Origin of the sequence: Rhodococcus tukisamuensis NBRC 100609 (genome assembly GCF_001894985.1) — a bacterium.
GTDB lineage: Bacteria > Actinomycetota > Actinomycetes > Mycobacteriales > Mycobacteriaceae > Rhodococcus_G > Rhodococcus_G tukisamuensis.
Map to the genome: position 1 here is coordinate 131,829 of NZ_BCXG01000003.1, position 23,303 is coordinate 155,131.

The window sequence follows — 23,303 nt, forward strand, 5'->3', positions numbered from 1 at the left end:
CTAGGAGGTTGGACGCACCGCCGCCGCCGGCGGTTCCCGTCCCGCCGGCTGCCCCAGCGCGCGGTCGAGCACCGCCAAGTCACGCTCGCAGGCCGACCGTCGCGCCGACGTCCGCTGCGCGTGCTCCCGCAGTCGCCGGTCCAGCGTGGCCAGGCGTTCGTCCGTCGACAACACCAGGCTGCGGTGCCCGGCCAGCACCTGACCGGCGATCCGGGCCTCGGCGTCCACCAGTTGCGCCAGGACCCGCTGTTCGAGGCCGGACCGGACCTGGGCGAGGGCATCGGTGGTCCACGACCGCAGGTGCGCGCGATCCGCGGCGAGGCCCCGTGTGCGGGCCAGCCACCACGCCGCCAGGGCGCCGACCAGCAGCGTGACGGGGATGCTGGCCAGGTCCAGGGTCGGCACCATCGACAGCGGCGCCACCAGCAGTCGGCCGAGACCCAGCCCGGCGGACGCCCCGACCGCGATCATCAACCGGTCCTCCACGCCCCGGTGTCGGGGCTGCGGCGGATCCAACGCCGGGAGGCGTCCTGCCGGGTTGTCGCCCGCGCTCGCCGGGTGGTCCGGACCCAGGACCTCCGCCGCCATCCCCCGGAGCCGCTCGGCCGTCGTCGCGTCGACCGAGTCGGCGAGTCCGACGACCTCCGTTCGCAGGTGGTCGGGGAACACCCCCGCCGCGGCCCGGTCGCCGCGATCGAGCGTGGTCCGCGCCGCGGCCCCCACCTCCCGGACCCGGCTGCCGACCTCGTGCAGCAGGTCCACCCGCGCCAACGCCACCAGCCGGCGCAGCGACGCCGCCGCGTCGGCGCGCCCACCGTCACGGTCCGCGATCACCGCCGCACGCTGCGCCCGCAGGTCGGTCGCCGTCGCGTCGTGGTCCAGTGTCGACGCGGCGGCCCGCACCAGCTCCCGGGTCTGCTCCACCGCGACGCCGGCGCGGCGGCGCATCCACACGTCCCGCTGCGGGGCACCACGCAGGGCTTCGAGCAGCGCCCCGCGCAATTCCGAGATCCCGGTCGAGTCGCCGTCAGGCGGCGCCGACACCGGGTGGATGGGTGCGCCGGCGAACCGGGGCGCGTGTTCGGCGAGCAGTACGGCGTCGCGGCGCAGCACCGAATCCCACCCCGCGTGGACGTCGGTCTTGGTCAAAGCGAACACCGCCCGTTCCAGACCGTCGAGCAGTGCCAACTCCTCCCGGCCGAGCGGAGCCGCCGAGTCGAGCACCACGAGCGTGACGCCGGCCGGGCGCGTCGGGTCTCCGGTGTAGTCCGGCGCGGGTGCGTCCGGTTCCGCGTCCGCCCGCAAGCGCGCGGTCAGGGCCCCGCGACCGCTGCCGCGTGGGCCGAGCACCAGCACCGTCGGCCGGTCGACGCCGGCTGTGCCGGTCTGCAGACCCGTCAGCGCCGCCGGATTCCAGCGGCGCAGCACCTCCGCCGTGTCCCGGTCGAGTGGTTCCGCCGGCCGTTCAGACACGGCCGGCCCACCGCTCCCAGTCCCGCACGTGGTCGCGATGGCGGGCCAGCGCCGCGCGGACCCCGCCGGCGCCGTCGGCCTGGAGCCGGCCCCGCCAGTACCCGGCCGCCGCCAACGGGTCCCCCGGGGGTTCCCCGCTGTCACATCGGGTTCCCTGGGGCTCCCCGCTGTGACATTGGGGAACGCGCGGCTTGAGTCCGGCGGCGACCGCGCCCAGCCGCACGCCCTCGTCGGCGCCCAGATACGCCTCGACCTGGTCCCGGACCGCGGCGGCGCCGGTGAGTCCGCGCAGCACCGACAGCAGCGCGGCCGCCCGCTCCGCTCGCACCTCGTCGATCAGACCCCGCACGACCGCCCGCAACGGGTCGACGCCCGCCCCGGCCGGTCCCGCGCCCGCGGCGACCGGCAGGCACTCGAGCCCCAGCTCCGCGCCGCCGCTCACCGCGACCGCCGCGGGATCGGCGAGCGCATCCGCCTTGTTGAGCACGGCCAACACCCGGGCCGGAGCGGCTCGGACCGCGACCAGGTCCACCGCTCGCGGCGGACCGCACAGCACCAGCACCACCAGGTCCCCGGTCAGCGCCGGGTCCACCGCCCCGGGAACGTCCCACGCGTCGGTCTCCGCGAATCCGACGCCGCCGACTCCGCCTGCGGCGGCAAGCACCGCGAGCACCGCCGACCGCCCCACCCCGGCGCGTCCGGTGACCTGAACGTCGATCCCGCGCCGCTGCACGCGGACCGCGGCATCGAGCGTGACGGCGGCGCCGACGTCGGCTCGCCGGACCGCCAGGCGCAACGCGTCGAGCGCCCTGCCGTCCCATGACGCCCCGCCGTCCCATGAACCAGCGCCGCTCACCCCGCCGTGCTCCCCGTCGACGCCACCGCGTCACCCCCGCCCAAGAAACGAACTGATCCCCCGCGGGCGCGGCTCCCCTCTTTACACCGGCCCGAGGCACCGATGATCGCAGTTCCCGGCCCTTCGCGCGGCAACTATGCGGTGCGGATCGCGCCGATCCGGCGCGCCGAAAGTGTGAGGTACGCCGAGTCTCGCATTTCGCCCCGACAGCAAACGCACTGTTCCAGGCGTTGCAAGGGGCCAGGCGGGGCGCACAGGATCGAGAAAGTCTCAACCGTGACTTCAGACCCAGCTGCCAGAAACCACGGTCATGCGTGACAATGGTGCGGTGAATGACGCTGAACCCAGGGTGACAGGGCCCGCAGAACAAGGCTCCCGTCTGTATCCCCGGGTGACAAGTTTCCGCTCGCGCCGAGGCGCGCTGACCGATTCCCAGCAGTTGACCTGGGACCGGCTGTGGCCGGTGATCGGTGCCGACGTCTCGGACGAGCCACTGGACACCGCGGCCTGGTTCGGCCGTGACGCCCCGACCATCATCGAGATCGGCTGCGGCACCGGCACCGCCACCACCGCGATGGCCAAGGCCGAGCCGCACGTGAACCTACTGGCAGTCGAGGTGTACCGCCCCGGCCTCGCCCAGTTGCTGCAGGCCATCGAGCGCGAGTCGATCCCGAACATCCGGGTGCTGCGTGGCGACGCGATGGACGTGCTGGAGAACATGCTGGCCGCCGAGTCGCTGACCGGCGCGCGGGTCTTCTTCCCCGACCCGTGGCCCAAGGCCCGCCACCACAAGCGACGGCTGCTGCAGGCGCCGACGTTCAAGCTGATCGCCGAGAAGCTGATGCCCGGTGGCGTGCTGCACGTGGCCACCGACCACGCCGAGTACGCGGAGTGGATCGCGGAGACCGGCGACGCGGAGCCGCTGCTGACCCGGCTGAGCTGGGAGGAGCTGGCACAGGGCGCGGCGGAGTCGCCGATGACCCACGAACGTCCGGTCACCAAGTTCGAAGACAAGGCGCACCGCGTCGGCCGGCCGATCACGGAACTGATCTGGGGAAAGGTCCGAGGATGAGTGTGAGCGAGCGGTTGCCCGACACCGAGCCCGGGGCCGTCGCGCCCACCGGAGAGGTCCGCCAGCCGAAGCGCGTGCTGCTGGTCTGGGACGCACCGAACCTGGACATGGGCCTCGGCGCCATCCTCGGAGGCCGGCCCACCGCCGCGTACCGCCCCCGCTTCGACGCGCTCGGACGCTGGCTGCTCAGCCGGACCGCCGAACTCTCCGGTACCAGCGGCGTGCGGCTCGAGCCCGAGGCGACGGTGTTCACCAACATCGCCCAGGGCAGCGCCGACGTCGTCCGTCCCTGGGTCGAGGCCCTGCGCAACGTCGGTTTCGCGGTGTTCGCCAAGCCCAAGGTCGACGAGGACAGCGACGTCGACGACGACATGCTGGCCCACATCGCGCTGCGCGCCCGGGACGGTGGTCTGGCGGGCATCATGGTCGCGTCCGCCGACGGCCAGGCCTTCCGCCAGCCGCTCGAGGACATCGCCGCGACCGGCGTGCCCGTGCAGGTCCTCGGCTTCCGCGAGCACGCCAGCTGGGCGGTCGCCTCGGAGATCCTCGAATTCATCGACCTCGAGGACATCAACGGGGTGTTCCGCGAGCCGCTGCCGCGGGTGAGCCTCGACTCCCTGCCCGACGAGGGCGCCTGGCTGCAGCCGTTCCGACCACTGTCCGCTCTGTTGCTCGGGCGTCAAGGAGTCCAATAGTGTTCGACAGCTGGGGTCGCCTGGTCTACCGCCTCCGATACACGGTCATCGGGGTGATGGTTGCGCTGCTGCTCGGCCTGGGGGCGTACGGACTCGGCTTGGAGAACAACCTCAGCCAGAGCGGATGGGACGACCCGGGGTCCGAGTCGGTCGCGGCCGCGAAGCTCGCGGACGGCACCTTCGGACGCGACACCAAGGCCGACGTGGTCGCGCTGTACACCGCGCCCGAGGGTAAGACGGTCGACGACCCCGCCTTCGGGGCGAAGATCACCCAGAACCTGGACCAGTTGGTCCAGAACAATCCGGACAAGATCCTCGCCGTCAACGGCAGCTACTGGCAGACCAAGCTCGCCGCGCTGGCAGACCCCAGCAAGACCCACGCGATCGCCAGCGTCGGCATCGCCGGCGCCAACGACACCGAGGTCGCGGCGAACTTCAAGGCTGTTCGCGACCAGTTCTACATCGACGGCGTAGACGTGCAGCTGGCCGGCCTGCAGCCGGTCACCAGCACGCTCAACGACACCATGGCCAACGACGTGCATCGGATGGAGATCCTGGCCATCCCCGCGGTCGGGATCCTGCTGTTCTTCATCTTCGGCGGCGTCGTCGCCGCCGCGTTGCCACTGATCGTCGGCGGCCTGACCGTCATCGCCGCCAACGGCGTGGTCAAACTGATCACCGGATTCACCGAGGTCAACGGGTTCGTCGTGCCGGTGGTCTCGCTGATCGGCCTCGGCCTGGCCATCGACTACGGCCTGTTCATGGTCAGTCGGTTCCGCGAGGAGATCGCCGAGGGCTACAGCACCGCTGATGCCGTGCGGCGGACCGTGATGACGGCCGGGCGCACCGTCATCTTCTCCGCGACGATGATCGTCGCCAGCCTCGGCGGCCTGCTCATCTTCCCGCAGGGCTTCCTCAAGTCGGTTGCGTACGGCGCGATCGCCGCGGTCATCCTGGCCGCGGTGGTCTCGGTGACCGTGCTGCCCGCCATCCTCGCCATCCTCGGCCGCCGGGTGGACGCGCTCGGCCTGAAGTGGATGCGCAAGACCAAGACCACCGACGAGATCGAGGACAGTTTCTGGGGCCGGCTGACGCAGTGGGTGATGAAGCATCCGCTCAAGGTCGCCATCCCGATCGTGGTCGGTCTGCTGCTGCTCACCATCCCGATCGCGGGCATCAAGTTCGGCGGGATCAACGAGACCTACCTGCCCCCGGACAACACGACCCGCGTCGCCCAGGAACAGTTCGACGAGCTGTTCCCCAATTCCCGGACCGAGCCGATCAAGCTCGTGGTCTCCGGTGCCGACAGCTCCGAGCTGGGGAAGATCGTCAAGACCGCTAGCGACGCGCCCGGGCTGGTCGAGAAGTTCAGCGTGAACAACCCCACCAAGAACGGCGTGACGGTCCTCAAGGCCGGCCTGGTGGACCGCAACGACTCGGCGTCGACCATCGACTACCTACGCTCGATGAGCGTGCCCGACGGGGTGCAGATGCTGGTCGGCGGTACGCCGGCCATCGAGCAGGACTCGATCGGGGCGCTGCTGGACAGCCTGCCGCTGATGGTGACGATGGTGGTGCTGCTGACCACGCTGCTGATGTTCCTGGCGTTCGGGTCGCTGGTGCTGCCGATCAAGGCCGTGCTGATGACCGCCCTCGGCCTCGGCGCCACCCTCGGCATCCTCACCTGGATCTTCATCGACGGCAACGGTGCCACGATGATGAACTTCACGCCGGGACCGATCATGTCCCCGGTGCTGGTGCTGATCATGGCGATCATCTACGGCCTGTCCACCGACTACGAGGTGTTCCTGCTGTCCCGGATGGTCGAGGCGCGCGCACAGGGCGCCAGCACCACCGAGTCGGTGCGGGTGGGCACCGCACACACCGGCCGGATCATCACCGCCGCCGCGTTGATCCTGATCGTGGTCACCGGCGCGTTCGCGTTCTCCGAGCTGGTGATGATGAAGTACATCGCGTACGGCATGATCGCGGCGCTGATCATCGATGCCACCCTGATCCGCATGTTCCTGGTCCCGGCGACCATGAAGCTGCTCGGCGACGACTGCTGGTGGGCGCCCGCGTGGATGAAGCGCTTCCAGGAGAAGCTCGGCCTCGGCGAGCCGATCCTCGACGAGGCGCGGATGCCCGACAACGTGCCGGAGATCGAGGCGGTCGGGGTGCCCCTGCCCCTGCCCGAGGGCGTCCGCGCATCGGGCCAGCCGTTGACCCGGGACGCGGTCGAACGCGTGCTGCCGGAGCGCACGGCCGCCGCACGCCGGATCGCCGAGACCGTAGAACCGCTGTTCGGCGAGCCGTTGACCGAGCCGATCCCAATGGTGACGCCCCCGGCGCCGCGCCCGGCCCCGCCGGCGCCCCCCGTCCGGCAGGAGGCTCGGCCGACGCCCCCGGCGCCGCGCCCGGCACCCGCGGAACGGCCGATCGAGAGCTGGCTGTCGGACCTCCGGGTACCCGCCCCGGCCCAGTCCCAGGGTCCGGCCGCGCACCCGACGCAGCAGCACGGCATGGCACAGCCGCAGTCCGCCCCGGCCCAGCCGGCGCCGACCCAGCCGGCGCCGGTCCAGTCCGTGCCCACGCATCAGCGGTCGCAGCGCCGAGCCCTTCGTCCCGTCGAGCCCGCGGCCGATCGGAACGGGAGCACCCCGAACGGTGCGCACGGCCCCGCCGAGGACCAGAGCAACGCCGGCAAGCACCGGCACACCGAGGGCGCGCCGACCGTCAGCGTCAGTGAACTGCTGGCCCGGCAGAAGCGCGACTGACCCGAGCGCCTACCGATGTGTCGGCCCGGTCCCCCGGGCCGACACGTCCGTGCCGCCACGGCCGCGAGCGGTCAGCGCAGCATCCGCCGGAAAGTCGTCCCGAACGGGTGCTTCGCCGTGATCGACCCGAATCGCACCCGGCCGCGCACCACCAGGTGCAGCGGTCCCATCGGCGGACCGGTCCGCACCTTGTTGGTTGCGCTGCCGCCGACGGTCTCGACGCCGTTGAGGTCGACGGTGGCCTCCGGCGGCACGATCAGCGAGATGGTGCTGCAGTAGTCGTCCACGATCAGCTCGACCACCTGGGTCTGCATCACGGCCTCGCTGAAGTCGAGGGTCACGGTCGACATCCGGCTGTCCACGTGCAGCGTCGGCGGCACCTGCCAGCGCCCCTTGCGCACCACCGTCGACATCCGGCCGCGCACCACCTGTCCCGACTGCGGTCCCGTCGGCTGCAGGTAGCCGGGCTGCGCATACCCGGGCTGCGGGTGTCCGGGCGCCGGGTACGCAGGCTGCCCGGCGGCCGTCGGCGGCGCGACCGGCTGCCCGTGCTCGCCGACCAACTGCACGCCGGGCAGGTCGTAGAGCACCACGTTCAGTTCGCCCCTGGTCTTCGCGGCCAGCGCCGTGTCCATCCGCTCGGTGAACTCGCCGAGCGAGAGCAAACCCTGCCCGACCGCCCGTTGCAGCATCTCACCGACATGTTCGCGTTCCGCGTCCGAGACCCTCAGGTCTCGCGCGGCCACCGGTTCCCTCGCCTCCATGCGTTCCAGGATAGAGGCAGCTCACCGACTACTTCGGCTCGTCCGGGGTGGCGGGGAACAGCGGGACCTGGGGGTCGTCGATCTCCACCTCGTCGAGGACCGCCTCGGGGTCCGGGGCCAGCAGCGACCGGATCGCGGTGTTCAGCACCGCGACAATGGGCACGGCGAGCAGGCCGCCGACGATCCCGGCCAGCACGATGCCGGCGGTGATCGCCAGCACCACCGCCAGCGGGTGCAGACGGACCGCCCGACCGAGCAGCAACGGCTGCAGCACGTGACCCTCGAGCTGCATGATGCCGATGATGATGCCGAGCACGATCAGCGCCGTGACCAGGCCCTTGGTCACCAGCGCGACGAACACCGCGACGAACCCCGTGAGGAAGGCGCCGACGATCGGGATGAAGGCGCCGATGAACACCAGCGAGGCCAGCGGCAGCGCCAGCGGGACGCCGAGGATCGCCAGACCGGCCCCGATCCCGACCGCATCGGCCGCCGCGACGACGACGGTGGCACGCACGTAGCCGACCAGCGACGCGAAGCCCTGGCTGCCCGCGAGCCGGACCCGTGCGCGGGAGCCGGTGGGGACGATTCGGGTGACGAACTCCCAGACCTGCTCGCCGCCGTAGAGGAAGAAGATCAGGGTGAACAGGGTGAGCAACGCGCCGGTGAAGATCTCGCCGATCACGGTCGCGGTGGTGAGCGCGCCACTGGTCAGTGCCTCACGGTTGTCCTGGACGGCCGTGACCACCGAGTCCCCGGCCTGGCGGATCTGGTCCTCGGAGAAGTGGAAGGGCCCGGCGGTCAGCCAGTCCTGGATCTGCGTGACCGACTGCGTGAACTGGTCGGTGAGCTGGGGCAGGCCCTCGACGAACTGCTGGACGACGAACGCCAGGATCCCCGCGACGACTCCGATGCCCGCGACCAGGACCACCACGACTGCGGCGGAGCGTGGGACGCCACGGCTCTGCATCCAGTCCACCAGTGGCGCCAGCAACGCGGACGCCAGCAGCGCCAGACCCACCGGGATCAGGACCGTCTCGAGTTTCGAGACGATGTAGCCCAGCGTCACCAGGGCCGCGAACAGCACCAACAGCCGCCACGCCCACTCGGCACCGACCCGCACCAGCGGGTGCACCGACGACGCGTCGGCACCCCGGTCCGGGGTCGGAGTCGGCTCGTCCGCCGTCATCCGGGCGAGCCTATCCGGGTACGGACGGGTTCGCCCGGTACTCGCCGCGCGTCGGCGCGCTCCCAGGGAGGGGGCGAGCTGCCGGGACCGGATTCGCGTGGGCCCGCCACGCCCGGAAGGCCGCTGGCAGCACGCGGATCACACGGTGTCGGTGCCACCCCGTTAAATTGGTCGTTGTGCTGGCATCTTCCTATCGAGCGGTCGCGCTGACAATGCGCAGTCGTTGGCCTCTCTACATGGGTTCGATGATCCTGGCGAACTTCATCGGCGCGGTGCTGGTGCTGGCATTCATCCGGTACGGGCTGCCGATCACCGAGTCCGACGCGATCATCGCGGACCGCGTCCGCAACGGCATCATCTTCGGCGTCTACCTGATCGCGGCCGGCGCTGTCAGCCTGGGCGCCGCCGCGATGATGCTGCGTTCGGTGATCCGCTGGCAGCTGCGCGGCGGCCCGCCGACCCGCAGCGAGCAGATGGCCGCGCTGCACGCCCCGCTCCGGCAGGCGATCGTGCACCTGGTGCTGTGGGTGGTCGGCGGCATCCTGTTCGTCGCGCTGACCCTCGCGGACATGCCCTCGCTCGCGATCGCGGTCGTGGTGACGGTGTGCATGGCCGCGACCACCACCTTCGGCTTCACCTACATGCTGGGCGAGCGCATCCTGCGGCCGGTGGCGGCGCGGGCGCTGAGCGAGGGCCGTTTCGACCGGACCCTGGCGCCGGGCGTCGGCACCCGGATGGCGATGACCTGGGGGCTGGGCACCCTGATGCCCGTCATCGGGATCGTGCTGTTGTGTGCGACCCAGCTGAGCACCGACCTGCAGTTCACGACGGACTCGCTGGCGGTGGCGATCCTGCTGCTGTGCGGGATGGCGATCACCGTCGCGTTCGTGCTGTCCATGCTCACCGCCAGCCAGATCTCGGACCCGATCCGGCAGCTGCGGAAGGCCATCGAACGCGTCCAGCGCGGCGCCACCGACGTGCAGGTCGAGGTGTTCGACGGCAGCGAGATCGGCCGGCTGCAGGTGGGCTTCAACCGGATGATGGAGGACGCCGCCGAGCGGCAGGTGCTGCGGGAACTGTTCGGTCAGCACGTCGGCGAGGACGTGGCCCGCCGGGCGTTGCAGTTCGGCACCGAACTGGGCGGCGAGACGCGGTTCGTGGCGGTGCTGTTCGTGGACATGGTCGGCTCGACGGGGGCCGCCGCCGAACGCCCGCCGGGCGAAGTCGTCAACATGCTCAACGAGTTCTTCCGCGTGGTGGTCTCGGTGATCGACGAGCACAACGGGTTCGTCAACAAGTTCATGGGCGACGCGGCCCTGGCGATCTTCGGCGCCCCCCTGGACCGGCCCGACGCCCCGACCGCGGCACTGTCGGCGGCCCGGGAGCTGCGGTTCGCGCTCGACGAGATCACCGGCCTGGACATCGGCATCGGCGTCTCGGCCGGCCTGGCGGTGGCCGGGAACATCGGCGCAGCCGAGCGCTTCGAGTACACCGTGATCGGCGACCCGGTGAACGAGGCGTCCCGGCTCACCGAGCTGGCCAAGCTGCACCCGAGCCGGGTACTGGCCTCCACCAGCGCGTTGTACTTCGCCGACGAGGAGGAACAGTCCGAGTGGGAGCTCGGCGACCAGGTGCTGCTGCGGGGCCGCACCCGGGTCACCGACCTGGCCTCGCCGGTGCGATATCCGTGACATCACGGCGCGCAGGGTTCGGGCAATCTGGGCCCGGTTGGCTAGTCTGACGTAGTGGTAGCGCCGCAGCCCGACCCTCGTGGGGGCGTCCCCCGCAAGCAAGAGGTGCCCGCGCCCGAACGTTCCGGCGGCCGGTTCCGGTGGCTCAAGTGGGTGGCCGGCCTGGCACTGGTCGCACTGCTCGTCGGCGAGGGCGTGTACCTGTGGCCGCGTCTGAACGAGTCCTGGAAGGCGCTCTCCGAGATCCACTGGGGCTGGCTGGCCGCGTGTGTCCTCGCCCAGGCCGTCTCGCTGAGCGGCTACGGCCGGGTGCAGAAGCAGTTGCTCCACGCCGGTGGCGTGCGGGTACGCCAACTCGACTCGGTGTCCGTCGTCTACGCGTCCACCGCGATGGCGGTGACCCTGCCCGCCGGCCAGGTCTTCTCCACGGCCTTCACCTACCGGGAGACCCGGCGCTGGGGTGCGAGCCCTGTGGTCGCGTCGTGGCAACTGGCGATCTCCGGCGTGATCGCGGCGGCCGGCCTGGCACTGCTCGGCGTCGGCGGCGCCATGCTGGTCGGAGGATCGGTCAGCCCGTTCACCCTCGCCTTCTCGGTGGCGGGGCTGATCGCGTTGATCTACGCGGTCCGCTACGTCAGCGCGCACCCGAACTCCATCGAGGCCGCGGCCCGCTGGGTGCTGGTTCGCGTCAATGCGATGCGCCACAAGCCGTCCGAAACCGGGATGCACGCGGTCCGGGAGACGCTCGACCAGCTCGAGTCGGTGCGACTCGGCCGCAAGGACGGGGCACTGGCGCTCTGCTGGTCGGCCGTGCACCGCCTCGGCGACGTCGCGTGCCTGGCCTTCGCCTGCTACGCGATCGGCGCGGACCCGCTCCCGGCGGGACTGCTGATCGCGTTCGCCGCGGGCAAGGCGGTGGCCACCATCCCCCTGGCACCGGGCGGGCTGGTGTTCGTCGACGCCACCCTGATCGCGACGCTGACCACCGCGGCGAGCATCAGCGCCTCGCAGGCCGTCGCCGCCGCATTCGTGTACCGGGGCGTGAGCTTCATCCTGGTGGCGCTGGTCGGCTGGATCGTCTTCCTGGTCCTGTTCCGGGTGCACCAGCACGAGGACCTGCACTTCGACGTCGAACTCGAGCGCAACGAGCAGAAGGCGATGCACGAACGTGACCGCATCGCCGACCCGCTCAACCCGCTGACCGACCCGGCCCCCAAGCGCGCCGACCCCGCCTGACGCCCGCACCCGGCTTGCTCCCCAATGTCACATTGGGTGCCCCAGGGTTCCCCGATGTCACATTGGGGAACCGTGAGGCAGCGCCCCTGGCCCCTCGTGCAGCGCGCCGAGCATCGCGTCGAGGTGCGCCCGGCTGATCCGCACGGCCGCCTCGGCGTCGCCTGCCGCTACCGCCTCCACGAGCAGCTGGTGGTCGTCCGCATCCGGCGCCGGATCGCGGCGGCGCAGGTCCAGCAGCTCGACCATCTCGATCATCGCCTCCGTGAGCCGCGGCACGAAGGTCTCGAACAGCTCGGTCAGCACCGGGTTGTGGGCGGCGACCACCACCGCCCGGTGCACCTCGATGTCGGCCGCCACGAACTCCGCGTCGCCCAGGCCGGATGCCGCGGCCCGCCGGTCGAGGGCACGGCGCATCGACCGCACGTCCGCGTCGGTGGCGCGCTGGGCGGCGAGCCGCGCCGCCTCCACCTCGAGGGCGTTGCGGACCTCGACGACCGCGGCGATGGTCTCCCCCCGCAGCACGCTCGTCCAGCCGTCGCCGAGGGGTTCGGTGCGCTCGACGAAGACACCGACGCCCTGACGGGAACGCAGCAGGCCCCGACCGGCGAGCATCCGCAACGCCTCCCGGACGGTGGACCTGCCGACGCCCAGTTCTGTCGCGAGGGTGGTCTCCCCCGGCAGCCGCGCCCCGACCTCCCACTCGCCCGCGCCCAGCCGGGACAGGAGCAGGTCAGCGGCCTGATCGGCCAGCAGGTTGCGCCGTAGTGGCGACGCCAATTTTTCTCCTCAGGTTGTCAGACAAGTAGATCTCGCATAGCGTACCGCTCGTGGCCACTCGGGTTCTCCTCCTCGGCAGCCGCGGCGGGGCCTGACCGGACCGGCTCCCCGCCGCGGGGTTCCGCCGTGCCGGTCGACCGACCGCCCACATCAGGAGCTTCCCCGTGAACTGGAACCGCCAGACCCCGTCGACCATGCCCTCGCACCGGTACCGTCCGTACACCGAGCGGGTGCCGGTGCCGCTGACCGAGCGCACCTGGCCGTCGAACCGCACCGCCACCGCACCGCTGTGGGTGCCGGTGGACCTGCGCGACGGCAACCAGGCGCTCGCCGAACCGATGGACCCGGCCCGCAAACGCAAGCTCTTCGAGCAGCTGGTTGCCATGGGCTACAAGGAGATCGAGGTTGGCTACCCGTCGGCCAGCCAGACCGACTTCGACTTCGTGCGCGAATTGGTCAGCGCGGACCTCGTTCCGGACGACGTCACGGTCGTGGTGTTCACCGCCGCCCGCACCGACCTGATCGAGCGCACCTACGAGTCGGTACGCGGGCTGCCGAACGTGGTGGTGCACATGTACACCGCGACCGCCCCGACCTGGCGTCAGGTGGTCCTCGGCCACGACCGGGACCGGTTGCACCGCTTGATCTTCGACGCCGCCGAAGATGTCGCCCGCGGCGGCGACCACCAACCCGGCATCCGCTACGAGTTCTCCCCCGAGGTGTTCAACCTGACCGAACCGGACTTCGTGTTGCAGGTGTGCGACAGCCTCACCGAGCTGTGGGACGCCAGCGAGGACCGGCCCGTGATCCACAACCTGCCTGCGACGGTGGAGGTTTCGACGCCAAACGTCTACGCCGACCAGATCGAGTACATGCACCGGAACCTTGCCCGACGCGAGTCGGTGATCCTGTCCGTGCACCCGCACAACGACCGCGGCACCGGCGTCGCGTGTGCGGAACTGGCGGTGCTGGCCGGCGCGCAGCGAGTGGAGGGCTGCCTGTTCGGCAACGGCGAGCGAACCGGCAACGTGGACCTGGTGACGCTCGCGCTGAACCTGCACTCACAGGGCGTGGACCCGATGATCGACTTCTCGGACATCGACGAGGTGCGCCGAACTGTGGAGTACTGCAACAGGATCGTCGTGCACGAGCGACACCCGTACGGCGGCGACCTGGTCTACACCGCCTTCTCCGGGACCCATCAGGACGCCATCAAGAAGGGGTTCGCCCATCACCACACGAGGGCCGCGGCGACCGGCATCGAGCCGGGGCAGGCGCCCTGGGACGTGCCGTACCTGCCCATCGACCCGCGCGATGTCGGCCGCGACTACGAGGCGGTGATCCGCGTCAACAGCCAGTCCGGCAAGGGCGGTATCGCATACCTGCTCCAGGCGGGGTACGGGCTCGACCTGCCGCGACCGTTGCAGATCGACTTCGCGAAGCGAGTGCAGCAGGCAACCGACGGCAGCGGCGTGGAAGTCACCGCGGTGCAGCTGTGGGAATTGCTGCACGCGGAGTACGGCTTCGACGGCGCGCTCGACCGGTGGTCGGTCGAGCACCAGGACGACGGCGACCACCTGCGGGTACATGCCGAGTTCGACGGGACGACGATGACCGGTGCGGCGTCGGGCAGTGGACCGGTGGACGCACTCGCACGGATCCTGTCCGATCACGGCCGCCCCGTCGAGGTGCTCTCGCTCGTGCAGCAGTCCGTGGGCGCAGGCAGTGACAGCCGGGCGGTGACGTACGCGCGGTGCAGCAGCGGCGGGACGGCGCGTTGGGGCATCGGGCTCGACCAGTCTGTGACGGCCTCCGCATTGCGCGCCGTGCTGGCCGCCGCCACCCGGACGGAGGCTACTCAGCCGGCGTGACGATACGGTGCCGGTCGAAACACCCTTCACCCAAGCGTGTTTCGGCCGGCACCACGTGGAGTTGCGGTCAGCTGAGGCTGGAGGACAGCATGCTGCTGCCGGCGCCGCTGGTCAGCAGGTCTGCGATGACGGTGCTGCCGCCGTCCATCTCGAGGGTGGTGCTGCCCAGGTCCAGTGCCTGACCCAGGCTGCCGATGCCGCCCGGCGAGAACACGACCTGGTAGCTGTAGGACAGCACCGCATCCTGTTCGGCACCGTCGACGCACGCGCCGACCACGGCGTACGCACCGGGCGTGATCGGCTTGAGCAGACCCGTGTTGCCCTCGCCTCCGGTGGTGCTCTCCACCGTGGGCGACTCGTCGGTAGTCGGATTTCCGACGTAGTAGACCTTGCTGATGAGTTCGCCGAAGCCGGGCCACTGATCCATCGGTGTCGCGGCGAGAGGCAGTGCATCGTTCGCGGCGAGGACGATGGGCACGCACATGACGCCCTGGCCGGTACTCGTCTGCGTGAGCTTCATGTCGATGACATCACCGTCAGCGCTGGCCGAGATCTTCGGGTTCGGCACCTCGGCGGCAGGGGCCGCGGACGCGATGCCCGGCAGGGCGAGGGCCAGGGCACCGGCGAGTGCCACTGCGGCGCCGGCACAACGGGTAGTGGTCGTCTTCTTTGACAAAGGTTTCTCCTTGGCTTCCATGACGGGGTGCCGATCACGACCCACCACGACCCGAGATCCGTTAGGGCAGAGGTGAATACGTGGCACCCCAAGGGCGCGGACAAAACAGACAAAGCAGCGAAACAAGGCGAACCTACCACGGGAACTTACCGATCAGTAAGAAATCTATTCGATGAATTCCCGACCGGGGCCAGTGACGTGGATCACGCCAAGTTGCGGGAAGAAACCCGCCGGTGGCACGGTTGAGACAACCAGTGCTTCAAGATTCAACTACTTACCTTCAGGAGATCACATGACCACCGCCATCGCCCTGCCCACCCTCACCCCCGGCACCTGGGCCATCGATGCCAGCCACTCCACCGTCGGCTTCTCCGTGCGCCACCTGATGGTCAGCAAGGTCCGCGGCCGCTTCCAGGACTTCTCCGGCGCCATCACCGTCGCCGAGGACGGCACCCCCTCCGTCGAGGCGCAGATCCAGGTCGCGTCCATCACCACCGACAACGAGCAGCGCGACGGCCACCTCAAGACCGCCGACTTCTTCGACGCCGAGCAGTTCCCCACCGCGACCTTCAAGTCCACCTCGGTCACGGCCAAGGGCGAGGACTTCGTCGTCACCGGCGACTTCACCCTGCGCGGCGTGACCCGCCCCGTGGACCTCAAGCTCGAGTTCAACGGCGTCAACCCCGGCATGGGCCACGGCCCGGTCGCCGGCTTCGAGGCCAGCACCGTGATCAACCGCAAGGACTTCGGCATCAGCATCGAGATGCCCCTCGAGGGCGGCGGCGCCGTGGTCGGCGACAAGATCACCCTCACCCTCGAGATCGAGGCCGGCCTCCAGGCCTGATCCCCACACGCAGAACGACGCCCTCCGCCGCGCCCCATCTCCTGGGGTCGCGGTGGAGGGCGTTCTCGCGTCTCTAGCTGCCTGCAGCCATGTCGAGCACCGCGAGATGGCTGAACAGCATGCTGGTACCGATCGGGTTACCGCCGCCGGGATACACGGTGCCGCTCGGCGCGGCCATCGTGTTGCCCGCCGCGTACAGACCCGGGATCGGGTCGCCCGACTTGTCGAGCACCCGCGCCGCAGTGTCCGTGCGCAGCCCGCCCTTGGTGCCGAGATCGGAGATGCCGAACGCGGCCGCATGGAACGGCCCCTGGTCGATCGTGACCAGCGGCGGCTCGCCGCCCGAGAACGCCCGGTCGTACGCCTCGTCGCCACGGCCGAAGTCCTTGTCGATGCCCTCGGCCACGAACTCGTTGAACCGCGCGACGGTGGCGGCCAGGTTCTCTGCGGGGATGCCGATCTTCTCGGCGAGCTCCTCGAGGGTGTCCGCGGTGTGCCACAGGCCGGCCGCCTGATACTTCTCCGCCTCGACCATGGAGACGTTGGTGGCCTTGACCGGCGGCACCTCACCCTCCTTGTTGTCGTAGACCATCCAGTACGGCAGCGTGGCCGTGCCGTCCTCGAGCTGCCGGATCACGTCGCGACCGAGGCGGTCGTACGGCGCGGACTCGTTGACGAACCGCTTGCCGTCCTGGTTGACGAAGATGCCGCCGGTGAACCACAGCGCGAACGCGGAGCGGCCGTCCGGGTGGGTCATGCCCGGCGACCACCAGGCCTCGCCCATCAGGTCGGTGTCGGCGCCGGCCGCGATGCCGGCCTCGTGCGCCTTGCCGAGGTTGGCCCACGGACCCATGGTGTCGCGGGCCTCGCCCGGCACCCCGAACTTCTGCCGCAGCTCGTCGTTGCCCTCGAAGCCGCCGGCCGCGAGCACCACACCCTTACGGGCGCGGATCGCGATGCGCTCGCCGTCCCGCTCGACGATGCCGCCGACCACCGTGCCGTCCTCGACCACCAGCTCGACCAGCGTGGTGTTCAGGTGCAGCGCGGCGTTCGGGTACTTGGCGATCGCCTTGAGGAATCGGGCGATCAGGGCCCGGCCGCCGATGAAGTAGTCGTCGGGCGCGGGCGTGCCGAGCCGGTCGACGTCCAGCGGCCCGCGCACCACCTCGCGCAGCTCAGGAGCCTCCGCGACCGGCAGCACCGACGGCATGGTGTGCCGCTGGCCGTCCAGGCGGGCCTTGGGTGCCTTGCCGAAGTAGTCGGGCCACGGCAGCATCTCGAACTCGAGGTTCTCGTCCTGCTCGAGGTACTCGATCAGGGGGGCGCCGCCGCGGACGTAGGCGTCCTGCAGGTCACGAGGGGTCCGATCGCCGACCACCGAGTGGTAGTACTCGAGCGCGTCGTCGATGGTGTCGTCGGTGCCCGCGCGCGTGAGCACCGGGTTGCACGGGAACCACACCCCGCCACCGCCCGAGTACGCGGTGGTGCCGCCGAACTTGTCGGTGGCCTCCACCAGGACAACCGACAGCCCCTCGCGGGCCGCGGTGTAGGCACCGGTGACGCCACCGCCGCCCGAGCCCACCACCAGGACGTCGCACTCCTCGTTCCACTGGGTCATGTTGCTCACAGCCTCCTGCGTCTGAAGTTCCGATCGGAAGTATCGCGCCACACGCTAGGTACGGCCGGGGAATTTGCCGACAGGCCGTCCCGCGGAGAGGGACATCCGGTCCGGGCCTACGCTGGTCGTCGTGAAGAAGGTGCTGCCAGTCCTCGCCGTCGACGTCGTGCTCGTGATCGTGTTCTGCGCGATCGGCCGCCGCAGCCACGACGAGGCCGACGTCCTCGCCGGGCTCGCGTCGACGGCCTGGCCGTTCCTCGGCGGACTCGCGGTCGGGTGGCTCGCGACGTTCGGTCTGTACCGGAACAAGTTCGACCCCCGCCTGGTGGTGCCGACCGGGGTGCTGGTGTGGCTGTCGACGTTGGTGGTCGGGATGCTGCTGCGCGTCGTCGGTGGCCAGGGCACCGCGTTCAGCTTCGTTCTGGTGGCCGGCACCGTGCTCGCGGTGTTCCTGATCGGCTGGCGCGCGATCTACGGCCGGGTGCGCGCCCGCACCTCCCGCTGACACCGCGCCACTGACACCGCGCCGCTGACACGCGCGGCGTTCGCGCCGGGCGTCCGGCGCTCCGGTGTGGGACGCTTTTCGGATGAGCGAAGTGTCTTCGCTACCTCGGGACCCCAAGTCCGACCGCGGATTCTTCGGTCAGCCGTTTGCGCTGGCCAACCTCTTCGGCGTCGAGATGTGGGAACGGTTCTCGTTCTACGGTATGCAGGGCATCCTGCTGTACTACCTCTACTACTCGGCCGCCGAGGGCGGGCTGGGCGTCTCCGAGGCGGCCGCGGTCAGCATCGTCGGCGCGTACGGCGGCACCGTCTACCTCTCCACGATCCTCGGCGCCTGGGTGGCGGACCGGCTGCTCGGCTCCGAACGCACCCTGTTCTACAGCGCCGTGCTGGTGATGCTCGGCCACGTGGCCTTGGCGGCGATCCCGGGGCTGGTGGGGGTCGGCGTCGGACTCGTCGCGATCGCGGTGGGCAGCGGCGGCCTCAAGGCGAACGCGACGTCACTGGTCGGGGACCTCTACTCCGAGGGCGACGAGCGCCGCGACGCCGGGTTCTCGCTGTTCTACATGGGCATCAACCTGGGCGCCTTCGTGGGGCCGCTGCTCACCGGGTGGGCGCAGAAGAACTGGGGCTTCCACGCCGGCTTCCTGCTCGCCGCGATCGGCATGGCCGTCGGCCTGATCCAGTACACGATCGGGCGCAAGCGGCTGGCGGGCATCGGCGCGACGCCGTCGAACCCGCTGCCCACGGCCGAGCGGTTGCGGTACCTCGCGATCGCGGCGGCGGCGCTGGCGGTCCTCGCGGCCGCGGCGGGCGTCGGGCTGATCACCACCGAGAACCTCTCCGACGTGGTGGTCGGCGTGACTGTCGTCGCCTCGATCGGGTACTTCGTGGTCATCCTGTCGAGCCGGAAGATCACCAGCACCGAGCGCAGCCGGGTGATCGCGTTCATCCCGATGTTCCTGGCCAGCGCCGCGTTCTGGTCACTGTTCCAGCAGCAGTTCACGGTGGTCGCGATCTACGCCGACAAGTACCTCGACCGCAACCTGTTCGGCTGGGAGTTCCCCGCGTCGTGGGTGCAGTCGATCAACCCCGTGTTCATCATCATCTTCGCGGGCGTGTTCGCCGCGATGTGGACCAAACTCGGGCCACGCCAGCCCTCGACGCCGCTGAAGTTCGCCGCGGGCACCACCATCATGGGCCTGGCGTTCCTGTCGTTCCTGCCGTTCTCCGGCGGCGGCGAGAACAGCGCGCCGCTGCTCGGACTGGTGTTCACGCTGCTGCTGTTCACGTTCGCGGAACTGTTCCTGTCCCCGGTCGGGCTGTCGCTGTCGACCAAGCTGGCCCCGCGGGCGTTCCACACCCAGATGGTCGCGCTGTTCTTCCTGTCGGTGGCGCTGGGTTCGTCGATGGCCGGCACCCTGGCGAAGTACTACGACGAATCCGACCAGGCGCCGTACTTCGCCTGGATCGGGGCGGCGTCGATCGGCGTCGGCCTCGTGATGGTGCTGCTCTCGCCGTGGATCAGCAAGATGATGCGCGGGGTGCACTGAGCGGCGCCCTTGTGTGGCATCTCGCCACGGGTGGACGATGGAAAAGAGCCACGACAGGACTGGCTCTTTTCCGCTCGTTCGTCCTCTCCAAGGTGTGAGCATCATGTCCGCCAAGATCACGAAAACCCTCGCCGCTACCGCCATCGCCCTGACCGTCGGCGTCTTCGCCGCCCCCGTCGCCACCGCCAGCGAACTCCCGGTCGTCTCGCCCGCCGTCGGCTCGGTGTCCCTGTGCTTCAGCGTCCCGCTCGGGTCCGCCGCGCTCGTCTGGTGCATCTGAGCCGAGTCGGGCTCGTCAGCCGGAGCGGCGCGACCACCCTCAGCTACTGAAAACGGGCCTCGGGTACGGAACTGATCCGTACCCGAGGCCCGTCAACGTGTCAGTTCGGCGCGACCTGAGCCTGGGCGAGGTCGTAGACGGCCTTCTCCTGGGCCATGAAGTGCGTCGCCGACATGTACGGGCGGGCTGTATTTTTCTGGGGGTGTTGGATGGTCTCCAAGACCGGGGTGCCGCCGTCGGCGTTGACGAAGTGGGAGGTGACGCCGACCTGGATGCCGGTGCCGGTGGCCGGGTCGTACTGCTCGAACCAGGGTCCGCCGCTGGCGCCGGGGCTGATCGCCGCGGGCAGCACATCGAGGTACTTGCCGGTGATGCCGGTCGACTGACCCGAGCTGACCTTGAGGGTACGGCCGTCGAAGGAGCGCTGGAGCGCGGACGGCACCCCGTTCACGTTGGTCTCGCCCGGGCCCGTCCGTGTCGGAACACCGTTGACGTACGGGGTCTTGTACCAGTTGTTGGCGTTGTCGGTGGAGTAGCCGAAGCCGGTCAGCGCCTTGCCCTGGGGCAGGTTGAAGCCGACCTGCTGGCCCCCGGTGACCTGCTGGATCGGCCGGCTGTCGGTGGGGCTGTCGACCAGGAACGCGGCCATGTCGTGCCCGGGGCCTTCACCGAAGTGACTGGCGTCCGCGGCCCATTCGTTGGTGGTCCACTGACGGGTCACCCCCCACACGCCGTAGGGCGCGATGTCGGTGCCGGGCAGCGTGGTCCCGGCGCCGCTGGCAGGGTTCCAGCGGGCTAGAGCGGCACCGTTGAAGCCCGGGATGAAGACCGCCTTGGTGGTCACCCAGTTCTCGAATCCGATGCCGAAGTCCCAGTTTGAGGAGTCCTGCCGGAAGCAGTGGCCGGCGGTGAGCACGACGCTCTGGTTCGCGCTGTTGACGACGTTCGCCGAGCAGGTGGACCATATCCAGCTGTCCTCGTGTCCCGGCACGCTGCGCCGGGTGAACAGCTTCCCGGCGGTCTTGCTGATCAGGCCGGAACCCGTGTAGGTGGCGCTGAGGGCGTCGCCTCCGCCGGTCGGCTCGACGATGACGTCGCTACCCTGCCCCTTCCCGTCGCCGTAGTCGTCGTTGAGACCGGCCAGGGCGAGCCGGTTGACGGTCCAGAAGTTGACATCCGCCTGCAACTCCGCGGCATAGCCACTACCGGCGGCGACCAAGGTCGGCCGCTCGTAGGGGGTCGTATTCTCCGCGCTGGCCGGCGCGGCGGTGGCGAGCAGCGCTGCCGCGGTGGTCACCGCGACAGCCCAGCTGACGCCCGTCAATGTGCGCATCTTCATCAAGCCCCCAAATGAATTTGAATGATTTGGCGAAGATACGGCACTCGGGGCCACGCGACTCGGATATCAGACGATCGAATTTGGTCAATTTGCCTGTGCTGCAACGGATGTCGACGCCGGAGCGGATACCCGAATGGTTGCGGATGCATTGCTGCCAGGCCGAGCCGGACCGTGGACACGTCCGGCGGCGCGCCCTTCACGGACCACGACGAGAGCGACGACATGGCAAGCGATCGCGACCGAATCCACCGGGCCACGGACGCCAGATCTTCCATCCGGCCCGTCGCGCAGACTTGAACAGCCCCAACGGAATCGGCGTCTGCCCCGACGGCACGCGACTCCACGTCGACAAGACCGACACGGCGCGCGCGGGGTGACGACAGGTCACCGGCCTACGCCAGCGCGTCGTGAGCGAGTAGGCTGCTCCAATTCTACTGACCCCAAGGCTGTTTCGTCCTCGACACCGAGACGCAGCTCAATGTCGTCGGCGGAGGCGGCCGAAACCCGGCCACCACCGCGATCCCCATGCGGCAGTGGACGGGCGCCGAGGGCGCGACCACCCCCCCAGCTACCGAAAACGGGCCTCGGGTACGGATCTGATCCGTACCCGAGGCCCGTCAACGTGTCAGTTCGGTACGACCTGGGCCTGGGCGAGGTCGTAGACGTCCTTCTCCTGGTCCGTGAAATGGGCGGCCGACATGTGCGGTTGGGCGGAGTCCCCCCCGGTGATGACGGTCTCGAAGACCGGGAGGCCGCCGTCGGGGTTGACGAAGTGGGAGGTGACGCCGACCTGGATGCCGGTGCCGGTGGCCGGGTCGTACTGCTCGAACCAGGGTCCGCCGCTGGCGCCGGGGCTGATCGCCGCGGGCAGCACGTCGAGGTACTTGCTGGTGATGCCGGTCGTCTGGCCGGAACTGACCTTGAGGGTACGGCCGTCGTAGGAGCGCTGGAGCGCGGACGGCACCCCGTGGCTGTTGGCCGCGCCCGTGCGGGTCGGGACGCCGTTGACGAACGGGGGCGCGTACCAGCTCTTGGTGTTGTCAGCGGGGTAGCCGAAGCCGGTCAGCACCTTGCCCTGGGGCAGATTGAAGCCGACCTGCTGGCCGCCGGTGACCTGCTGGATCGGCCGGCTGTCGGTCGGGCTGTCGACCAGGAACGCCGCCATGTCGTGCCCGGGGCCGTCACCGAACTGGCTGGGGTCGACCCGCCATTCGCTGGTGATCCACTGACGGGTCACCCCCCACACGCCGTAGGGCGCGATGTCGGTGCCGGGCAGCGCCCCGCTCCCCTCCGGAGTGCCGAGGACGTAGCGGGCCAGAGCGGCACCGTTGAAGCCCGGGATGAAGACCGCCCTGTCGGTCGCGACGTTCTCCAACTCGGTGCCGAAGTCCCAGTTGGCGGAGTTCGACTCGAAGCAGTGGGCGGCGGTGAGCACGACGCTCTGGTTCGCGCTTTCGACCACGTTCGCCGAGCAGCTGGACCAGAAGTAGTCGGTGGTTCCCACCTTGCTGCGCTTGAGGAACAACTTCCCGGCGGTCTTGCGGATAAGGCCGGAACCCGTGTAAGTGGCGCTGAGGGCGTCGCCTCCGGCGGTCGGCTCGACGATGACGTCGCTGCCCTGGCCGTTGATCCCGCCTCCTGCCTCACTGATGTCGTCATCACTGAGACCGGCTATGGCGAGCCGATCGACGGTCCAGTAGTTGACCGCATCCTGCAGTTCCGCGGCGTACCCGCTACCGGCGGCGACCATGGCCGGCCGCTCGTAGGGCGCCGTGGACGTCGTGCTGGCGGACCCGGTGCTTGCGGACCCGGAGGTGCCGAGCACGGGCGCCTCAGCGGACCCTGCGCTTGCGGGCGCGGAAGTGGCGAGCAGGGCCGCCGCGGTAGTCACCGCAACAGCCCAGCTGACGCCCGTCAATGTGCGCATTTTCCCCAAACCCCCAAAAAGAACATGAATGATCTGGTGAAGATACGGCACTCGCGGTCATGCGGTCTCGGGTATCGGGAGATAGGTCGGCCCGGTCGTCGACGGCGGAGCGGATACCCAGATGGTGCGCATGGATAGCAGGGTCAGGCCGAACCGGAGGA

General features: G+C 70.0%; 19 protein-coding genes. 10 read left to right on the forward strand and 9 right to left on the reverse strand.

The annotated features are described in order from the left end of the window. Both RT2_RS04540 and RT2_RS04545 read right to left on the reverse strand, forming a co-directional pair. Positions 1-1,473 (reverse strand): GTPase Era family protein, encoded by a 1,473-nt coding sequence (locus tag RT2_RS04540; protein WP_072843340.1) that lies wholly within the window; start codon positions 1,471-1,473, stop codon positions 1-3. After that, positions 1,466-2,329, reverse strand: a complete 864-nt coding sequence (locus RT2_RS04545; RefSeq protein ID WP_139191153.1) for a hypothetical protein — start codon at positions 2,327-2,329, stop codon at positions 1,466-1,468. Before RT2_RS04545 ends, RT2_RS04540 begins: the two co-directional genes overlap by 8 nt. 292 nt (positions 2,330-2,621) lie before the next feature. On the opposite strand from RT2_RS04545, the gene trmB reads away from it, so the two are divergent. The 3 genes from trmB to RT2_RS04560 are packed head-to-tail and all read left to right on the forward strand — an operon-like array spanning position 2,622 to position 6,873. After that, a complete protein-coding gene (trmB, locus tag RT2_RS04550; RefSeq protein ID WP_174556666.1) occupies positions 2,622-3,401 on the forward strand; it encodes a tRNA (guanosine(46)-N7)-methyltransferase TrmB in 780 nt (259 codons plus the stop codon). Beyond that, positions 3,398-4,096 (forward strand): NYN domain-containing protein, encoded by a 699-nt coding sequence (locus RT2_RS04555; protein WP_072843343.1) that lies wholly within the window; start codon positions 3,398-3,400, stop codon positions 4,094-4,096. The genes trmB and RT2_RS04555 overlap by 4 nt, the downstream gene beginning before the upstream one ends. After that, positions 4,096-6,873, forward strand: a complete 2,778-nt coding sequence (locus RT2_RS04560) for an MMPL family transporter (RefSeq protein ID WP_072843344.1) — start codon at positions 4,096-4,098, stop codon at positions 6,871-6,873. Before RT2_RS04555 ends, RT2_RS04560 begins: the two co-directional genes overlap by 1 nt. Before the next feature lie 71 nt (positions 6,874-6,944). Here the strand turns inward: RT2_RS04560 and RT2_RS04565 are convergent, their stop codons facing one another. Together RT2_RS04565 and RT2_RS04570 are read right to left on the reverse strand one after the other, a co-directional pair. Then, the gene (locus tag RT2_RS04565; RefSeq protein ID WP_072843518.1) at positions 6,945-7,619 is read right to left on the reverse strand and encodes a DUF1707 SHOCT-like domain-containing protein; all 675 of its coding nucleotides are present in this window, start codon (positions 7,617-7,619) and stop codon (positions 6,945-6,947) included. Positions 7,620-7,665: 46 nt separating this feature from the next. Continuing rightward, positions 7,666-8,826 (reverse strand): AI-2E family transporter, encoded by a 1,161-nt coding sequence (locus RT2_RS04570; protein ID WP_072843345.1) that lies wholly within the window; start codon positions 8,824-8,826, stop codon positions 7,666-7,668. 236 nt (positions 8,827-9,062) lie between these two features. Between RT2_RS04570 and RT2_RS04575 the strand changes: the two genes are divergently transcribed. After that, positions 9,063-10,517 (forward strand): adenylate/guanylate cyclase domain-containing protein, encoded by a 1,455-nt coding sequence (locus RT2_RS04575; RefSeq protein ID WP_072843346.1) that lies wholly within the window; start codon positions 9,063-9,065, stop codon positions 10,515-10,517. Between the two features lie 54 nt (positions 10,518-10,571). Then, positions 10,572-11,753 (forward strand): lysylphosphatidylglycerol synthase transmembrane domain-containing protein, encoded by a 1,182-nt coding sequence (locus tag RT2_RS04580; RefSeq protein ID WP_371851137.1) that lies wholly within the window; start codon positions 10,572-10,574, stop codon positions 11,751-11,753. A gap of 57 nt (positions 11,754-11,810) precedes the next feature. Here the strand turns inward: RT2_RS04580 and RT2_RS04585 are convergent, their stop codons facing one another. Continuing rightward, complete coding sequence (locus RT2_RS04585) at positions 11,811-12,530, reverse strand: FadR/GntR family transcriptional regulator (RefSeq protein ID WP_072843348.1); 720 nt, start codon at positions 12,528-12,530, stop codon at positions 11,811-11,813. A 194-nt stretch (positions 12,531-12,724) separates the two neighbouring features. Here RT2_RS04585 and leuA point away from each other — a divergent pair, with 194 nt between their 5' ends. Continuing rightward, entirely contained in the window at positions 12,725-14,401 is a 1,677-nt protein-coding gene (gene leuA, locus RT2_RS04590) for a 2-isopropylmalate synthase (RefSeq protein ID WP_169888166.1), read from the forward strand. 67 nt (positions 14,402-14,468) lie between these two features. Here the strand turns inward: leuA and RT2_RS04595 are convergent, their stop codons facing one another. Next, on the reverse strand, positions 14,469-15,077 hold the full coding sequence (locus tag RT2_RS04595) for a hypothetical protein (RefSeq protein ID WP_072843350.1): 609 nt from the start codon (positions 15,075-15,077) through the stop codon (positions 14,469-14,471). A gap of 292 nt (positions 15,078-15,369) precedes the next feature. Here RT2_RS04595 and RT2_RS04600 point away from each other — a divergent pair, with 292 nt between their 5' ends. After that, positions 15,370-15,921, forward strand: a complete 552-nt coding sequence (locus RT2_RS04600) for a YceI family protein (protein WP_072843351.1) — start codon at positions 15,370-15,372, stop codon at positions 15,919-15,921. A gap of 73 nt (positions 15,922-15,994) precedes the next feature. Here the strand turns inward: RT2_RS04600 and RT2_RS04605 are convergent, their stop codons facing one another. After that, positions 15,995-17,548 carry an FAD-binding protein gene (locus tag RT2_RS04605; RefSeq protein WP_255312502.1) on the reverse strand — a complete coding sequence of 518 codons (1,554 nt, stop codon included), beginning with the start codon at positions 17,546-17,548 and terminating at the stop codon, positions 15,995-15,997. 121 nt (positions 17,549-17,669) lie between these two features. Here RT2_RS04605 and RT2_RS04610 point away from each other — a divergent pair, with 121 nt between their 5' ends. From RT2_RS04610 to RT2_RS25740, 3 genes are all read left to right on the forward strand, one after another. After that, a complete protein-coding gene (locus RT2_RS04610) occupies positions 17,670-18,044 on the forward strand; it encodes a DUF3054 domain-containing protein (protein WP_072843353.1) in 375 nt (124 codons plus the stop codon). Positions 18,045-18,126: 82 nt separating this feature from the next. After that, the gene (locus RT2_RS04615; RefSeq protein WP_072843354.1) at positions 18,127-19,596 is read left to right on the forward strand and encodes a peptide MFS transporter; all 1,470 of its coding nucleotides are present in this window, start codon (positions 18,127-18,129) and stop codon (positions 19,594-19,596) included. Positions 19,597-19,699: 103 nt separating this feature from the next. Continuing rightward, entirely contained in the window at positions 19,700-19,876 is a 177-nt protein-coding gene (locus tag RT2_RS25740) for a hypothetical protein (protein WP_169888157.1), read from the forward strand. Positions 19,877-19,976: 100 nt separating this feature from the next. Here the strand turns inward: RT2_RS25740 and RT2_RS25265 are convergent, their stop codons facing one another. After that, positions 19,977-21,215: a trypsin-like serine peptidase gene (locus RT2_RS25265; protein ID WP_139191152.1), complete on the reverse strand. Its 1,239-nt coding sequence runs from the start codon at positions 21,213-21,215 to the stop codon at positions 19,977-19,979. A 625-nt stretch (positions 21,216-21,840) separates the two neighbouring features. Continuing rightward, entirely contained in the window at positions 21,841-23,106 is a 1,266-nt protein-coding gene (locus RT2_RS04630) for a trypsin-like serine peptidase (protein ID WP_169888162.1), read from the reverse strand. Positions 23,107-23,303: the final 197 nt, after the last annotated feature.

Excerpts from the sequence above, each read along its gene's own strand:
- RT2_RS04570 (WP_072843345.1), bottom strand. The coding sequence starts at position 8,826 with ATGACGGCGGACGAGCCGACTCCGACCCCGGACCGGGGTGCCGACGCG.
- RT2_RS04600 (WP_072843351.1), top strand. The coding sequence starts at position 15,370 with ATGACCACCGCCATCGCCCTGCCCACCCTCACCCCCGGCACCTGGGCC.
- RT2_RS25265 (WP_139191152.1), bottom strand. The coding sequence starts at position 21,215 with ATGAAGATGCGCACATTGACGGGCGTCAGCTGGGCTGTCGCGGTGACC.
- RT2_RS04615 (WP_072843354.1), top strand. The coding sequence starts at position 18,127 with ATGAGCGAAGTGTCTTCGCTACCTCGGGACCCCAAGTCCGACCGCGGA.
- RT2_RS04575 (WP_072843346.1), top strand. The coding sequence starts at position 9,063 with ATGGGTTCGATGATCCTGGCGAACTTCATCGGCGCGGTGCTGGTGCTG.
- RT2_RS04555 (WP_072843343.1), top strand. The coding sequence starts at position 3,398 with ATGAGTGTGAGCGAGCGGTTGCCCGACACCGAGCCCGGGGCCGTCGCG.
- RT2_RS25740 (WP_169888157.1), top strand. The coding sequence starts at position 19,700 with ATGTCCGCCAAGATCACGAAAACCCTCGCCGCTACCGCCATCGCCCTG.
- leuA (WP_169888166.1), top strand. The coding sequence starts at position 12,725 with ATGCCCTCGCACCGGTACCGTCCGTACACCGAGCGGGTGCCGGTGCCG.